We start from the raw sequence: 16,253 nt of genomic DNA on the forward strand, positions 1-16,253 counted from the left end.
TCTACATTTCTGTTTCTTCGCTCATTTCTTTTCCCATATTCTCAAACGCCTTATATTTCCTGAGATTTTCACTTTTTTGTTTCATTTACAAATTTCCCTGATTTTCACCAAATTTCGAGTTTCCACATTATCTACATTTTTCTTACCCACAGTAAGAGGATTTATCCACAGTTATTCACATTTTGTGGATAACTTTATCCAAATTTGTGGATAAACCAGCAAAACAGTGTAGAAAACCACTGGATATTGTGTAGATAGCCTGTAGAAAAATTTTTATTTCTCTTTAAGTTTCCCTTTTTATCGGCGTTGATAGTGTTTAAAAAGTTTTCCACATTATCAACAAAGTTTTCCACCTATCAAATTGTTTCCTGTTATTTTTACATTGCTTCTATTTTCATTTTGATGTAGAATGTAGTTGAGATACTCTGCTTATCTCTCATTTTATATTAATTAGGAGTTTACCATTGATGAACATTGTAGAAGAAAACTGGGAGCAGATTTTGAATAAGATGAAACTAGAATATTGCTCATCCAATATTTCGTACAATACGTGGATCGCACCACTTACCGTTTACGAAGTAACCGATGACACCGTCTATATTCTTGTAAAATTACGTGCCAGCCTGGAGCACATTGAAGAAAAATACCTGCTTCCTTTTAAAGTATGTATTGCAGAAGTCACAGGATACGAATATGAAGTCTCTTTCGTGACTGACGATCATGTTGTCATCCAGGAAAAAAAAGATACGGCAGTAAAAAAACAGCAGTCAAATGCGATTTTCGAACAGGCCAACCTGAATCCAAAATACACATTTGATACTTTTGTTGTAGGAAGCAATAACAATTTTGCTCATGCTGCATCCCTTGCTGTTGCGGATTCTCCGGGTGAGATTTACAATCCTCTCTTCCTCTACGGAGGTGTAGGACTTGGAAAAACCCACCTGATGCACTCCATTGCTCATTTTATTCTGGAAAAGGATCCGACGAAAAAAGTCCTCTATGTAACCAGTGAGACTTTTACGAATGAACTAATCGATGCTTTGAAAATAGGTAAAAACGGAAATGAACTTGCGATGACGACATTCCGTGAAAAATACAGAAATAATGATGTTCTGCTCATTGACGATATCCAGTTTATCATCGGAAAAGAAAGTACACAGGAAGAATTTTTCCATACATTCAACCATCTTCATGTTTCCGGAAAGCAGATCATCATCTCCAGTGATAAACCTCCAAAAGATATCGAGACTCTGGAGGCACGTCTGCGTACCCGGTTTGAATGGGGACTGATCGCGGACATCTCCTCTCCGGACTATGAGACCAGAATGGCCATTCTCCGGAAAAAAGAAGAACTGGACGGACTGGAGAGATACCACATTCCGGATGAGGTCATGCAGTATATTGCCAATAATATTACATCCAACATCCGTGAACTGGAAGGCTCTTTGAACAAACTCATCGCGCTTGCCAACCTGGAGAACAAGCCGATCGATATTCCTCTGGCTGCAGAAGCCTTAAAAGATATGATTTCTCCGAATAATACACGGGAAATTACACCTGAGCTCATTATCGAGGTCGTTTCTGACCACTTTAATGTACCTGCTGCCGAGTTAAAAGGTAAAAAACGAAACGCTGAGATTGTTCTGCCTCGTCAGATTGTTATGTATCTCTGCCGTAAAATGACCGATACCCCGTTAAAGACCATCGGTCTGATTCTTGGCGGCAAAGATCATGCCTCCGTCAGCCATGGTGTCAAGAAGATTGAACATGATGTAAAGACGGATGAGGCTTTGAACAATACCGTTAACATCATTAAGAAGAAACTGAACCCCATTTAATTTGGAGTTTATACAGAACTATTATGAATCTAAACGTTTATTTTCTGAGGGTTTTTTGACCCTCAGATTCTTTCCGTTTAAGTGTGGATAATTCTGTGGAAATGCTGTGGATTATAGTGTTAATAAAATAATTTCTCAAGGAGGCAGTAAAAGTTATACAAACACCGTCCCCTTGTTTTCCATACTGTTTCTACAGACTTATGAAAGTGGACAACCCCTTGATTTATAAGGCTTTGAAGCATTTATCAACATATCCACACCCCCTACGGCGGCTAAGGCGGAAAACTTTTATATTTCTCTTTATAAGATTCGACTGCTGAAAGTTTTCCACCACAAATCATATTTCACAAATTCGAAAGGAGATTATCAACAGATGAGAATCGTATGTACGAAATCCAATCTTGTAAAAGGAGTCAGTATTGTTTCTAAAGCTGTTCCTTCTAAAACAACAATGCCTATCTTAGAATGTATTTTAGTTGACGCATCGACAGATGTTATTAAGTTGACAGCAAATGATATGGAACTTGGAATTGAAACCCGAATTGAAGGTGATATTTTAGAAAGAGGTATCATCGCATTAAATGCTAAGATTTTTTCGGAAATTGTAAGAAAGCTTCCGGACAGTGATGTTGTAATCGAAACAACATCTGACAATCAGACTCTGATCACCTGTGAAAAAGCAAAATTCAATATTGCAGCACAGTCCGGAGAAGATTTTTCATACCTTCCTGTAATAGAGAAAGAAGATTACATTACTGTCTCAGAATTCACATTAAAAGAAGTGATTCGTCAGACAATTTTCTCCATCGCAGATAATGATACAAATAAGATGATGACGGGTGAATTGTTTGAAATTGAAGGCAACATACTGAAAGTTGTCTCACTAGATGGTCACAGAATCTCAATTCGTAAGATAGAATTAAAAGAAAATTACGCTCAGAAGAAGGTCATTGTCCCTGGAAAAACGCTTCAGGAAATCAGCAAGATCATTGGTGGAGAGGCGGAAGCACTGGTTGATATTTCTTTCACAAAGAATCATATCGTATTTGAATTTGACAAAACAGTTGTTGTATCTCGTTTGATCGAAGGAGAATATTTTAAAATCGATCAGATGTTATCCAGTGACTATGAAACAAAAGTCAGAATCCATAAAAAAGAACTTCTAGACTGTATTGACCGTGCCACCCTGCTTATCAAAGAGGGAGACAAAAAACCGATCATTATCGATATCAAAGACGGAACGATGGAATTAAAGATCAAATCCCAGATCGGTTCTATGGATGAAACTATTTTTATTACCAAAGAAGGAAAAGACTTGCTCATTGGATTTAACCCGAAATTCCTGATTGATGCTCTTCGTGTCATTGACGATGAGGAAGTGGATCTGTATTTTATGAACGCGAAAGCTCCGTGTTTCATCAAAGATGAGAATCAGAGCTATATTTATCTGATCCTTCCGGTAAATTTTAACGCAGTTGCGTAGAAAGTAGAGTGCATATGGAAACAATTAAATTAAGAGAAACAGATGAGTTTATTAAGCTTGGTCAGGCATTAAAGGCAGCAGGACTGGTAGAATCAGGAGTCGAAGCCAAGGAAGTTATTCAGGATGGAATGGTCACGGTAAACGGAGAGGTTGACACAAGAAGAGGCAGAAAATTATATCCGGGAGATACTGCTTCATTTGACGGACAGGAAATAAAAATTGAAAAATAACGAAAAAACGTGTAAAATAGTTACATATTGATGGAGAAATTATGGTTATCAAATCTTTAAAGCTCAAAAATTACAGGAATTATGAATTACTGGATATGACATTTGATTCAAAGACAAATATCCTGTATGGAGACAATGCCCTGGGAAAGACCAATATCCTTGAGGCATTGTATTTGTCGGGTACGACAAAATCCCACAGAGGGACAAAAGACAGAGATTTGATACAGTTCGGCAGAGAGGAATCACATCTGGAGACAATCGTAGAGAAAAAGGGGATGGAATTCCAGATTGATATGCATCTCAAAAAGAACAGTCCAAAAGGAATCGCAATCAATAAAATTCCAATTCGAAAAGCAAGTGAGTTGTTTGGAATTGTACATTTTGTCTTTTTTTCTCCGGAGGACCTCAATATTATCAAAGACGGACCTGCCGGCAGAAGAAGATTTATCGATCTGGAGTTATCTCAGATCGACAAAGTATATCTGAGCAATTTATCAAATTATAATCGAATCATCAATCAGAGAAATTCTCTGTTAAAAGAGCTTTATCATCAGGATCACTTAATGGATACGCTGGATATCTGGGATATGCAGCTTGCTGAGTATGGGACAAAAGTGATCGAGAGCCGAAAACAATTTATCAGGCAGGTCAATCAGATCATTGCCGACATACATTACAGGCTGACAGGCGGGAGAGAGCGGATTGAACTGTCTTATGAGAGCAGTCTTGGAAGTCTTTCTCTGGAGCAGGCTTTGAAAAAAAACCGGGAGAGAGACATTCGGATGAAAAGCACTTCTGTCGGTCCGCACAGGGATGATTTGTGCTTTTTATCAGGTGATCTGGATATTCGCAAATTCGGCTCACAGGGGCAGCAGAGGACAGCAGCACTGTCGTTAAAGCTGTCTGAGATCGAACTGGTGAAAGAAGTGATCAAAGATACACCGATTTTATTATTGGACGATGTATTGTCTGAACTGGACAAGCACAGGCAAAACTATTTATTAGACAGTATTCATGATATACAGACCGTGATTACATGTACTGGGCTGGATGAGTTTGTGAATCATCGATTTTCTATAAATAAAATTTTCCGTGTAAGCAGCGGAAGTGTGACAAAAGAAAACTAGGAGGTTTTTAAATGGGTGCAACAGGTACTGAATTTGATGCAGAATATGGAGCAGACCAGATCCAAATATTAGAGGGACTGGAAGCAGTAAGAAAAAGACCGGGAATGTATATTGGAAGCACTTCTGCAAGAGGACTTCATCATCTGGTATATGAGATTGTAGACAATGCGGTAGATGAGGCATTGGCTGGATATTGTGATACGATTAATGTGAGTATCAATCCGGACAATTCTGTGACGGTCGTTGACAACGGACGAGGAATCCCGGTTGGATTAAACCACAAGGCAGGGATTCCTGCGGTAGAGGTTGTATTTACGATTCTTCACGCCGGCGGAAAATTCGGCGGAGGAGGATACAAAGTATCCGGAGGTCTGCACGGAGTAGGTGCGTCCGTTGTAAACGCACTCTCTGTATGGCTTGAAGTTGAGATCTACAACGAAGGAAAAATTTACAAACAGCGATATGAACGCGGAAAGACGATGTATTCGTTAAAAGTAGTCGGTGAATGTGATCCGGATAAAACCGGAACAAAAGTTACATTTCTTCCGGATGGCGAGATCTTTGAAGAGACTGTATTTGAATACGATGTATTAAAGCAGAGACTGCGTGAGATGGCATTTCTCACAAAAGGGCTGAAGATTATTCTGCAGGATCTTCGTGAAGAAGAAATCAGAGAGCATACATTTCATTACGAGGGTGGAATCAAAGAGTTTGTCACTTATCTGAACAAAAGCAAGACACCTTTGTATGACCAGATCATTTATTGTGAAGGCGAAAAAGACGGAGTAGTTGTCGAGATGGCCATGCAGCATAACGACTCCTACAGTGACAATACGTATGGATTTGTAAACAATATTACAACTCCGGAAGGGGGAACTCATATTGAGGGATTCAGAAAGGCATTGACGAAGACCTTTAATGAGTATGCCAGAAAGAATAAACTGCTCAAGGACAATGAGCCGAATCTGTCAGGTGATGACATTCGTGAAGGTCTGACAGCGATTGTCAGTGTTAAGATCGGAGAGCCGCAGTTTGAGGGTCAGACCAAGCAGAAGCTCGGAAACAGTGAAGCGCGTGGAGCAGTGGACAACATTGTCAGCACTCAGCTTGAGATTTTCCTGGAGCAGAATCCGTCTGTCGCAAAACAGACAGTAGAGAAATCTCTGATGGCACAAAGAGCAAGAGAAGCAGCAAGAAAGGCCAGAGATCTGACCAGAAGAAAATCAGCTCTGGAGGGGATGTCCCTGCCTGGAAAACTGGCGGATTGTTCAGACAAAAATCCGGAAAACTGTGAGATCTACATCGTCGAGGGAGATTCAGCGGGTGGTTCTGCAAAGACAGCGAGACAGCGTGCGACACAGGCGATCCTTCCACTGAGAGGAAAAATCCTGAATGTAGAAAAAGCAAGGCTGGATAAGATTTACGCCAATGCGGAGATCAAGGCTATGATCACGGCGTTTGGAACAGGAATTCATGAGGATTTTGATATTTCCAAGCTGCGGTATCATAAGATTATTATCATGACTGATGCCGATGTGGATGGTGCGCATATCAGCACCCTGCTTCTGACATTTTTATATCGTTTTATGCCGGATCTGATCAGAGAAGGCTATGTGTATCTGGCACAGCCGCCGCTGTATAAGCTGGAAAAAAATAAAAAAGTCTGGTATGCATACAGTGATGAGGAATTAAATGAGATTCTTACAGAAGTAGGACGTGACAGCAATAATAAGATTCAGCGTTATAAAGGTCTTGGTGAAATGGATGCGGATCAGCTCTGGGAGACAACAATGGATCCGGAGCATCGTGTACTTTTGAGGGTGACTATGGATGACGAGACATCTTCCGAACTGGATCTGACATTTACTACACTGATGGGAGACAAGGTAGAACCAAGACGAGAGTTCATTGAAGAAAATGCCAGATTTGTTAAAAATCTGGATATATAGAATTGCAATACACTTAAAAAACAAGGAGAAGGAACATGGAAGATAATATTTTTGATAAAGTCCATGAAGTTGACCTGAAAAAGACAATGGAGACTTCCTATATCGACTATGCGATGAGCGTTATCGCATCCCGTGCCCTGCCGGATGTCAGAGACGGATTAAAGCCGGTACAGAGAAGAATCCTGTATTCAATGATCGAGCTGAATAATGGACCTGACAAGCCGCATCGTAAATGTGCGCGTATTGTTGGTGATACAATGGGTAAATATCATCCTCATGGCGACAGCTCTATTTATGGAGCACTGGTAAATCTGGCACAGGAATGGTCTACGAGATATCCTCTGGTTGACGGACACGGGAACTTTGGGTCTGTAGACGGTGATGGCGCTGCTGCCATGCGATATACAGAGGCACGTCTGAGCAAGATTTCCATGGAGATGACTGCTGACATCAATAAAAATACCGTAGATTTTGCACCGAACTTTGACGAGACAGAGAAAGAACCGACAGTTCTTCCGGCCAGATTCCCGAATCTTCTGGTAAACGGAACATCCGGTATTGCAGTCGGAATGGCAACGAACATTCCGCCGCATAACCTGCGTGAAATCATTGGCGCGGTCGTGAAGATCATTGACGACCAGATCGATGAAAACGGAGAGACAAGTATTGATGATATTTTAAAGATCGTCAAAGGACCGGATTTTCCAACCGGAGCAGAGATTCTCGGAACAAGAGGAATTGAAGAAGCATACCGCACAGGACGCGGTAAGATCCGTGTGCGTGCGATTACCAATATTGAACCAATGGCAAACGGTAAGAACAGGATTATCGTAACGGAGCTGCCATACATGGTAAATAAAGCCCGACTGATCGAGAAGATCGCAGAGTTGGTACGTGATAAAAAGGTAGATGGGATCACCGATTTAAGCGATCAGTCCAGCCGTGAGGGAATGCGCATCTGTATCGAATTGAGAAGAGATGTCAATCCGAATGTAATTTTAAACCAGCTTTATAAACATACACAGCTGCAGGATACCTTCGGTGTGATCATGCTGGCTTTAGTCAACAATGAGCCAAAAGTCATGAATATCCTGGATATGCTGAAGCATTATCTGAAGCACCAGGAAGAGGTTGTGACGAGAAGAACACAGTATGAGCTGAACAGAGCAGAAGAGCGTGCTCATATTTTACAGGGATTACTGATTGCACTGGATAACATTGATGAGGTAATCCGGATTATCCGCGGATCTAAGAATGTTCAGACTGCGAAGGAAGAGTTGATGGCCAGATTTGACCTGACAGAAGTACAGGCAAGTGCGATCGTAGATATGCGTCTGCGTGCACTGACAGGTCTGGAGCGTGAGAAGCTGGAAGCAGAGTACGAAGAACTGATGAAGAAGATCGGGGAATTAAAAGCGATTCTTGCGGACAGAAAACTGCTTCTTGGTGTGATCAAAAAGGAGATTCTTGTCATTTCCGAAAAATATGGAGATGAGAGAAGAACATCCATCGGATTTGATGAGTTTGATATTTCCATGGAAGATCTGATCCCAAGAGAAAATGTGGTGATCACCATGACAAAAATGGGATACATTAAGAGAATGTCCATGGATACATTCAAGAGTCAGAACCGAGGCGGAAAAGGAATCAAAGGAATGCAGATCCTGGATGATGACTATATCAAGGAACTGTTTATTACGACAACACATCACTATATCATGTTCTTTACAAATACAGGACGTGTGTACCGTCTGAAAGGCTATGAGATTCCGGAAGCAAGCAGAACTGCGCGCGGTACTGCAATCATCAATCTGCTGCAGTTGATGCCGGATGAGAAGATCACAGCAATGATTCCAATCCGGGAGTACGAGGATGGACAGTATCTGTTGATGGCAACAGAAAAAGGTCTTGTGAAAAAGACTCCGATTAAAGATTATGCAAATGTCAGAAAGACCGGACTGGCTGCGATCGTTCTCAGAGAAGATGATAAACTGATCGAAGTGAAGATTACAGATGATGAACAGGATGTGATCCTGGTTACAAAATACGGTATGTGTATCCGGTTTAGTGAGAAGGATGTGCGTCCGACAGGCCGTGTTTCTATGGGAGTGCGTGGCATGAACCTTGGAGATCATGATGAAGTAATCGGAATGCAGATCAGCGATCAAGGAAAATATCTGCTCATTGCATCTGAAAAAGGTATGGGCAAACTGACAGATATGGATGAATTTACAAGACAGAACCGTGGAGGAAAAGGTGTAAAATGCTATAAGATCACGGAAAAAACAGGCGATGTGGTTGGTATGAAGGCGGTCGATGAAGACAGCGAGATCATGATGATCAATACGGAAGGAATCGTGATCCGTATGAAGTGTTCCGACATTTCTGTATACGGACGAATCACATCCGGTGTAAAACTGATCAATCTGCCTGAGAATGAAAAAGTTGCAAGTATCGCAAAAGTAAGAAAAGCATCTGCAGAGATCGATGGAGAAGAAATCGAAATTTCTGAGGATGAGGAAGAGACAGACGTTCCAATAGAAGAATAAAGAGAAAGAGCCTTCGCATGATATGCGGAGGTTTTTTTTAAAACGAATAATCAGATAAAATATAAAAAAATAAAGAATATAAAGAAAATATAGATAAAAACAGTAAATTATAGTATAATAAAGAAAAAAGAACCATACAACAAAATAAAGTGCACACAAAGGAAACCAGAAAACCAATGATTAAAATGAAATCAGGGAGAGGAGCGTGAGATTATGAAAAAGGCAAAGAGTTGGCTGGCACTACCTTTAGCAGTTTGTATGTTTGCAGTTATGATTTTTTCAGTTGCAGAGGCGGCGGAAACAAGTGATGAAAATCCGGCTGAGGGAAGACAAGAGATTACGATCATCAATACAAATCATATAACCTGGCCGGTCATCGGAGAAATGCCGTCATATGAATTAGAGGTTCCTGCCGGTGCACACTATTTTATCAATATGGTTGAATGGACGACGAAGAACGGAGAAAACACGTTACTGTCAACAGATAAATTTGAGGAAGGTGAGTATGAGCTTCATGTAACATATGAAGCAAAAGAAGGATATCAATTCGCAGCGCCGGAGCTGATTACTGTGCTTCCTGGAAATGAAGTACAGGGAACACCAAAGGTCGAAGAATCAGAGAATGGGTGGTATCGGATTGTAACATTCTCGTTCACGGCAAGACAGTCAGAAAAGCATCAGCACGATATGTTGGTGGTTCAGGAAAAACTACCGACATGTACAGAAGCCGGATATAAAGCCTGCTATCAGTGTCAGTCCTGCAAAAAGCTGTATCTCGACAAGGCGGGAACAGAGGAGACAACGGTAGAAGAGATTACGCTTCCTCCGACGGGACATCAGTATAAAGACGGTATCTGTACCATTTGCCAGGCAAAAGATCCGGATTATGTAGAACCGCACAAACATAGTCTGATCCGGGTTCCAGAAAAGCAGGCAACATGTACAGAAGCCGGAAATAGAGCATACTACCGGTGTGATACTTGTGAAAAATTATATCTGGATAAAGATGGAAAGAACGAAACAACACTGGAGAAGGTGACGATTGCAGTAACAGGACACATATATCGTGATGGAAGATGTGTAGTATGTAAAGCCCTGGTTCCAGCAGTCAAGACTGGTGATTTTGATAACGACTATGCAAAATGGGTGATTGGACTGCTGATCTCACTCAACATTATTGTAGGAGCGATCATTTATCGAAAATCAAGAAAAATAGGATAACTGGATTGTATCACCCCCTTCCCGAAAGAGAGCCGGAACCTCAAAAGAGAGCATCCGGCTCTCTTTTTTTGTTTCAATTTTGAAGGAACTATACTATAATACTGGATAGTGAAAACAGAAACCTGATGATTGTAAAAAATTCTAGGAGGCATTATGATTCGTACAATTGATGTGAGAGAAATCTCAAAAAATATCAAAGAAATGTGTATTGAAGCAAACCACTATCTGTCAAAAGATATGGACACAGCAATGAAACAGGCGGAGCAGGACGAAAAATCACCGCTTGGAAAACAGATATTGGGACAGCTGCAGGAAAATTTAAAAATTGCGGCTGATGATATGATTCCAATCTGTCAGGATACCGGAATGGCAGTTATATTTCTGGAAATCGGGCAGGATGTGCATCTGGAGGGTGGCCTTCTGGAAGAGGCAGTCAATGAAGGGGTCAGACAGGGGTACACAGAAGGTTTTTTAAGAAAATCTGTGGTAAAAGATCCATTAATCCGTGAAAATACAAAAGATAATACACCGGCAGTGCTCCATACCAAAATCGTTGCAGGAGATAAGGTGAAGATAAAAGTAGCACCAAAAGGATTTGGAAGCGAAAATATGAGCCGTGTATTTATGTTGAAGCCGGCAGAAGGTATTGAGGGAGTAAAACATGCGATTCTGACGGCAGTCAGGGACGCCGGTCCGAATGCCTGTCCTCCGATGGTAGTTGGAGTAGGAATCGGGGGAACCTTTGAAAAATGTGCGCTGATGGCAAAAGAAGCTCTGACAAGAGAAGTGGGGGTACATTCTGACATTCCATATGTAAAAGACATGGAAGAGGAGATGCTTGTGAAAATCAATAGCCTTGGAATCGGACCCGGCGGGCTTGGAGGAACAACTACTGCGCTTGCAGTTAATATCAATACATATCCGACACATATTGCAGGGCTTCCGGTAGGAATCAATATCTGCTGTCATGTAAACAGACATGTCGTTCGTGAACTTTAAAAGAAAAACAGAAAGGAAAGCATTATGGAAAGACATTTGCAGGCTCCGATTTCAAAAGAAGAATTAAAAACTCTGAAATCAGGAGATTATGTATATATTACAGGAACTATTTATACAGCGCGGGATGCTGCGCATAAAAGAATGTATGAAACACTGCAGAATCAGGAAAATCTTCCGATTGATATCCAGGATCAGATTATCTATTATATGGGACCGTCTCCGGCAAGGGAAGGACGTCCTATCGGTTCTGCAGGTCCGACAACGGCCAGCCGCATGGATAAATATACACCACAGCTTCTGGATCTTGGGATGGGTGCGATGATCGGAAAAGGAAAAAGAACACAGGATGTGATTGATGCTGTAATCAGAAATGGTGCAGTCTATTTTGCGGCAGTAGGAGGCGCAGGAGCGTTGCTGTCAAAATGTATCACAAAATCAGAAGTTGTTGCATATGATGATCTGGGGACAGAAGCAATTCGAAAGCTTCAGGTAGAAAACTTTCCGGTAATCGTTGTCATAGACAGTGAGGGCAATAATTTATATGAAAGTGCAATCAAAGAGTATTGCACCTATAAAAATGAGTAATTTCAGGAGCAGAAAAAATGAAACGTATTTTATTAATGGTGTTTCGGAATATCTTACTGGTTCCGTACATGTGGATCAAATTGTGTCACAGAGCGGCACACCCGGAAAACTATACACTGGAAGAACATGTTAAGTTTTTAAAGTGGATTGTTTTTCGTGCCAACAAAGGCGGAAATGTAAAAATAGAAGAACATGGTGCAGAAAATCTTCCAAAAGAGAACGGATTTATGTTTTTTCCGAACCATCAGGGAATGTATGATGTGCTGGCTATATTAGACGCATGTCCATATCCGTTTTCTGTAGTAGCCAAAAAAGAAGTAAAGGATGTTCCGTTTTTAAAGCAGGTCTTTTCCTGTATGCATGCATATATGATAGACCGGGAAGATATCAGGCAGTCTATGCAGGTGATCATTGATGTATCAAAGGAAGTTCAAAATGGAAAGAACTATCTGATTTTTGCCGAGGGAACCCGTTCTAAAAATGGAAATCAGATCGGCTCCTTCAAAGGCGGAAGCTTTAAAGCTGCAACCAAAGCAAAATGTCCGATTGTTCCGGTTGCATTGATTGATTCTTTTAAACCATTCGATACGAAAACAATCAGTCAGGTTACGGTACAGGTACACTTTTTAGAACCGCTGTATTATGAAGAATACAAAAATATGAAAACTACGGAGATTGCAGAGATCGTACATGACCGTATCCAGAAAATAATTGATGAAAATTGTCCGGAAAGGGCTGAAATACAATGACATTAACACAGTTAAAATATGCGATCACTGTTGCACATGCCAGATCTATGAATGAAGCGGCGAGAAGACTGTTTATTTCCCAGCCGAGCTTATCCTCAGCAATCAAAGAACTGGAGACAGAAATCGGGATTGATCTGTTTCGAAGAACCAACAGAGGCGTGTCTGTTACGCCGGAGGGCGAGGAATTTATCGGGTATGCCAGGCAGGTTGTGGAGCAGTACCAGCTGATCGAATCCAAATACGTGGAAAAAGAAAATCAAAAAAAGAAATTCAGCGTATCAATGCAGCACTATACATTTGCAGTAAATGCCTTTGTAGAGATGGTGAGACAGTTCGGCATGGAAGAATACGAGTTTGCTGTTCATGAAACAAAAACATATGACGTGATTCAGGACGTTAAGAATTTCAAAAGTGAGATCGGGATTCTGTATGTCAATGAGTTTAACCGGAAAGTACTGACAAAATTATTCCATGAGTGTAATCTTGAATTTCATGAACTTCTTAAGTGCAGTATTTATGTGTATATGTGGAAAGGACATCCCTGGGCAAATCGGAAAGAAATTGAACTGGAAGAGCTAAATGAATACCCTTGTCTGTCTTTTGAACAAGGGACGTACAATTCCTTTTATTTTGCAGAAGAAGTGCTGAGTACATTTGAATATAAGCAGCTGATCAAGGTAGATGATCGGGCGACGATTCTGAATTTTATGGTAGGATTGAATGGATATACCTTATGTTCCGGTATCATCTGCGAGGAACTTAACGGGGAAGAGTATTGTGCAGTAAAGCTGAAATCAGATGAAGTGATGACCATTGGATACTTGGTCAGAAGCGGAGTTGCAATCAGTCCACTCGGGAAAAAATATCTGGAAGAAATATCAAAATATAAAGACAAAACGTTGGATATCAATTAAAATATCACAGCCAGTAATAGGAAAAAACTATTACTGGCTGTATTTTTTTAGAATTAACACATTTCCAACTAAAATGATATAGTTAAATACATCCCAAACAGAATAAGGGAAAACGAATAAAAAATGGAAGGAAAAAGCAATGGCGGAAATTAAAATTGAAAATGTGTCCAAAACATATTCTTCCAAAGAAGGAACTGTTCAGGCGTTAAAAAATGTAAGCCTGACAATAAGATCAGGAGAAATTTACGGAATTATCGGAATGTCAGGAGCAGGAAAAAGTACATTGGTACGATGTATGAACTTTCTGGAGCAGCCTACATCCGGAAATGTATTGATAAAAGGACGTGCATTGGGCGGGCTGAAAGAGAAAGAACTGAGAAAGCAAAGAGAACAGATTGGAATGATCTTTCAGCATTTTAATCTTCTGATGCAGAAATCAGTACTGGAAAATGTGTGTTTTCCGATGTATATCCAGGGCAAAAAGAAAAAGGAAGCAAGAGAAAAAGCGGAAGAACTTCTGGAAATCGTAGGATTGAAGGAAAAAGCAAATGCATTTCCTTCTCAATTATCAGGTGGTCAAAAACAGAGAGTTGCAATTGCAAGAGCACTTGCAACATCGCCTAAAATCTTGTTATGTGATGAAGCTACAAGCGCTTTGGATCCACAGACAACAGCATCGATTCTGGAATTGTTACAGGAAATCAACCGGAAATTTAATATTACGATCGTGATCATTACCCATCAGATGTCTGTGGTCAGAAAAATCTGTTCTCATGTAGCGATCATGAAATCAGGAGAAATTGTGGAGACAGGAAGTGTGTCCGAGATATTCAGTCATCCAAAATCAGATGTGGCAAGAGAATTAATCCGAAAAGATGAAGGAGATGATATCAGCAGAGCAGAATCTTCCGGCAATACAAAAGATCTGATTCAGAGCGGCAGAAAAGTACGAATTGTATTTTCAGAAAATTCGGCGTTCCAGCCAGTGATCGCTAATATGATCTTAAAGTTCCGGGAACCGGTCAACATTCTGCGGGCAGACACAAGAAATATCGGAGGTGTTGCAAAAGGCGAAATGATTCTGGAGTTTGCAGGAGACAGCAGACAGGCAGAGGAAATGCAGAACTATTTAAAAACATGTGGCATTGAACTGGAGGAGGTGACGGATGATGTGGAGTGAAGACGTGATCTTAATGATTTTAAATGGAATAAAAGAAACTTTATATATGACACTGGCATCTACGATTCTGGGATATGTCTTTGGTCTCCCAATGGGAATCTGCCTGGCAGTATCAGATAAAGACGGTTTGAAACCGAATGCAGTGTTATATAAGATATTAGATCTTATTTCAAACATTGTGAGAAGCATCCCGTTTCTGATTCTTTTAATCCTTGTGATACCGCTCACGAGATTGCTCGTGGGGCAAAGCTACGGATCATCAGCAACCATTGTTCCACTGGTGGTGGCAGCAGTGCCGTTTATTGCAAGAATGGTGGAATCTTCGGCTAAAGAAGTGGATGAGGGAGTGATTGAGGCTGCAAAAGCAATGGGAGCAGGAAATTTCACGATTATCACCAGGGTTCTTCTCGTAGAAGCAAGAACATCTCTGATCACAGGAGCGACAATTGCAATAGGAACGATCCTCGGATACTCAGCTATGGCAGGAACTGTAGGCGGCGGTGGACTGGGAGATATCGCCATCCGTTATGGATATTATCGATATCAGTCTGAAATCATGATCGTGACAGTTGTTCTGCTTGTGATACTGGTTCAGATTTTCCAGTCGGCGGGAATGAAAGCTGCATCTGTACTGGATAAAAGAAAATAGAAAAACAGCAAAAACAAAAGGGAAAAGGAGAGAGAATATGAAAAAGGTAACAGCAATTATATTAACAGGGATCTTAACATTAGGAGTACTGACAGGATGCCAAAGTAATTCAAAAGCAGAGGAGAAAGGCAGCAGTGAAGATGCAAAGACGATTAAAGTAGCAGCATCTGCAACTCCACACGCTGAAATATTGGAACAGGCAAAATCGATTCTGAAAAAAGAAGGATATCAGCTGGAAGTGACAGTGTTTGATGACTATGTGCAGCCAAATGAAGTTGTAGAGAGCGGAGAATTTGATGCAAACTATTTCCAGCATGTGCCATATCTGGAAAGTTTCAACGAGGAAAAAGGAACTCATCTGGTAGATGCAGGAGATATCCATTATGAGCCATTTGGAATTTATCCAGGAACAAAAAAGAGTCTGGATGAAATTTCCGAAGGTGATAAAATCGCAGTGCCAAATGATACGACAAATGAAGCCAGAGCATTGCTTCTCTTACAGGACAATGGAATTATCACATTAAAAGACGGGGCAGGACTCAATGCAACAGTAAATGATATTGAAGAAAATCCATATAATGTAGAAATTGTAGAACTGGAAGCTGCACAGGTAGCAAGAGTGACCGGAGAAACTGCATATGTAGTACTAAATGGAAACTATGCGCTGGAAGCAGGATATTCTGTAGCCAAAGATGCGCTTGCATATGAAAAATCAGATTCTGAGGCTGCAAAAACATATGTAAACATTATTGCAGTAAAAGAGGGAAATGAAAAAGAGGA

Annotated in this window: 14 protein-coding genes (1 of these 14 cut by a window edge); all 14 read left to right on the top strand. The window is 40.7% G+C overall.

The window, feature by feature from the left end; all coding sequences use genetic code 11:
- Positions 1-467 precede the first annotated feature (467 nt).
- On the top strand, positions 468-1,838 hold the full coding sequence (gene dnaA, locus FXV78_RS06190) for a chromosomal replication initiator protein DnaA (RefSeq protein WP_004841269.1): 1,371 nt from the start codon (positions 468-470) through the stop codon (positions 1,836-1,838).
- A gap of 373 nt (positions 1,839-2,211) precedes the next feature.
- The gene (gene dnaN / locus FXV78_RS06195; protein WP_004841267.1) at positions 2,212-3,321 is read left to right on the top strand and encodes a DNA polymerase III subunit beta; all 1,110 of its coding nucleotides are present in this window, start codon (positions 2,212-2,214) and stop codon (positions 3,319-3,321) included.
- Positions 3,322-3,335: 14 nt separating this feature from the next.
- A complete protein-coding gene (locus tag FXV78_RS06200) occupies positions 3,336-3,551 on the top strand; it encodes an RNA-binding S4 domain-containing protein (RefSeq protein ID WP_004841265.1) in 216 nt (71 codons plus the stop codon).
- A 41-nt stretch (positions 3,552-3,592) separates the two neighbouring features.
- Positions 3,593-4,678 carry a DNA replication/repair protein RecF gene (gene recF / locus FXV78_RS06205; protein ID WP_004841263.1) on the top strand — a complete coding sequence of 362 codons (1,086 nt, stop codon included), beginning with the start codon at positions 3,593-3,595 and terminating at the stop codon, positions 4,676-4,678.
- 11 nt (positions 4,679-4,689) lie between these two features.
- Complete coding sequence (gene gyrB / locus FXV78_RS06210) at positions 4,690-6,627, top strand: DNA topoisomerase (ATP-hydrolyzing) subunit B (protein WP_004841262.1); 1,938 nt, start codon at positions 4,690-4,692, stop codon at positions 6,625-6,627.
- Positions 6,628-6,662: 35 nt separating this feature from the next.
- Positions 6,663-9,176, top strand: coding sequence for a DNA gyrase subunit A (gene gyrA / locus FXV78_RS06215; protein ID WP_004841261.1), 2,514 nt, complete (start codon positions 6,663-6,665; stop codon positions 9,174-9,176).
- Between the two features lie 213 nt (positions 9,177-9,389).
- Entirely contained in the window at positions 9,390-10,397 is a 1,008-nt protein-coding gene (locus FXV78_RS06220; protein WP_004841260.1) for a hypothetical protein, read from the top strand.
- Between the two features lie 153 nt (positions 10,398-10,550).
- Complete coding sequence (locus tag FXV78_RS06225) at positions 10,551-11,396, top strand: fumarate hydratase (RefSeq protein ID WP_004841258.1); 846 nt, start codon at positions 10,551-10,553, stop codon at positions 11,394-11,396.
- A 24-nt stretch (positions 11,397-11,420) separates the two neighbouring features.
- The gene (locus tag FXV78_RS06230) at positions 11,421-11,981 is read left to right on the top strand and encodes a Fe-S-containing hydro-lyase (protein WP_004841256.1); all 561 of its coding nucleotides are present in this window, start codon (positions 11,421-11,423) and stop codon (positions 11,979-11,981) included.
- Between the two features lie 17 nt (positions 11,982-11,998).
- Positions 11,999-12,730 (top strand): lysophospholipid acyltransferase family protein, encoded by a 732-nt coding sequence (locus FXV78_RS06235; RefSeq protein WP_004841255.1) that lies wholly within the window; start codon positions 11,999-12,001, stop codon positions 12,728-12,730.
- A complete protein-coding gene (locus FXV78_RS06240) occupies positions 12,727-13,644 on the top strand; it encodes a LysR family transcriptional regulator (protein ID WP_004841253.1) in 918 nt (305 codons plus the stop codon). Before FXV78_RS06235 ends, FXV78_RS06240 begins: the two co-directional genes overlap by 4 nt.
- Positions 13,645-13,783: 139 nt before the next feature.
- On the top strand, positions 13,784-14,824 hold the full coding sequence (locus FXV78_RS06245; protein WP_004841252.1) for a methionine ABC transporter ATP-binding protein: 1,041 nt from the start codon (positions 13,784-13,786) through the stop codon (positions 14,822-14,824).
- Positions 14,814-15,473, top strand: a complete 660-nt coding sequence (locus FXV78_RS06250) for a methionine ABC transporter permease (protein ID WP_039959428.1) — start codon at positions 14,814-14,816, stop codon at positions 15,471-15,473. Before FXV78_RS06245 ends, FXV78_RS06250 begins: the two co-directional genes overlap by 11 nt.
- A 37-nt stretch (positions 15,474-15,510) precedes the next feature.
- Positions 15,511-16,253: the 5' portion of a MetQ/NlpA family ABC transporter substrate-binding protein gene (locus FXV78_RS06255; protein ID WP_004841248.1), read on the top strand. It continues 94 nt past the right edge of the window; the window shows 743 of its 837 coding nt (coding positions 1-743); it begins with the start codon at positions 15,511-15,513; its stop codon lies beyond the right edge, outside the window.

The sequence above is a fragment of the Mediterraneibacter gnavus ATCC 29149 genome (assembly GCF_008121495.1).
GTDB lineage: Bacteria > Bacillota > Clostridia > Lachnospirales > Lachnospiraceae > Mediterraneibacter > Mediterraneibacter gnavus.

Coding starts and splice junctions, on each gene's coding strand:
- dnaA (WP_004841269.1), top strand. CDS start 468: ATGAACATTGTAGAAGAAAACTGGGAGCAGATTTTGAATAAGATGAAA.
- dnaN (WP_004841267.1), top strand. CDS start 2,212: ATGAGAATCGTATGTACGAAATCCAATCTTGTAAAAGGAGTCAGTATT.
- FXV78_RS06200 (WP_004841265.1), top strand. CDS start 3,336: ATGGAAACAATTAAATTAAGAGAAACAGATGAGTTTATTAAGCTTGGT.
- recF (WP_004841263.1), top strand. CDS start 3,593: ATGGTTATCAAATCTTTAAAGCTCAAAAATTACAGGAATTATGAATTA.
- gyrB (WP_004841262.1), top strand. CDS start 4,690: ATGGGTGCAACAGGTACTGAATTTGATGCAGAATATGGAGCAGACCAG.
- gyrA (WP_004841261.1), top strand. CDS start 6,663: ATGGAAGATAATATTTTTGATAAAGTCCATGAAGTTGACCTGAAAAAG.
- FXV78_RS06220 (WP_004841260.1), top strand. CDS start 9,390: ATGAAAAAGGCAAAGAGTTGGCTGGCACTACCTTTAGCAGTTTGTATG.
- FXV78_RS06225 (WP_004841258.1), top strand. CDS start 10,551: ATGATTCGTACAATTGATGTGAGAGAAATCTCAAAAAATATCAAAGAA.
- FXV78_RS06230 (WP_004841256.1), top strand. CDS start 11,421: ATGGAAAGACATTTGCAGGCTCCGATTTCAAAAGAAGAATTAAAAACT.
- FXV78_RS06235 (WP_004841255.1), top strand. CDS start 11,999: ATGAAACGTATTTTATTAATGGTGTTTCGGAATATCTTACTGGTTCCG.
- FXV78_RS06240 (WP_004841253.1), top strand. CDS start 12,727: ATGACATTAACACAGTTAAAATATGCGATCACTGTTGCACATGCCAGA.
- FXV78_RS06245 (WP_004841252.1), top strand. CDS start 13,784: ATGGCGGAAATTAAAATTGAAAATGTGTCCAAAACATATTCTTCCAAA.
- FXV78_RS06250 (WP_039959428.1), top strand. CDS start 14,814: ATGTGGAGTGAAGACGTGATCTTAATGATTTTAAATGGAATAAAAGAA.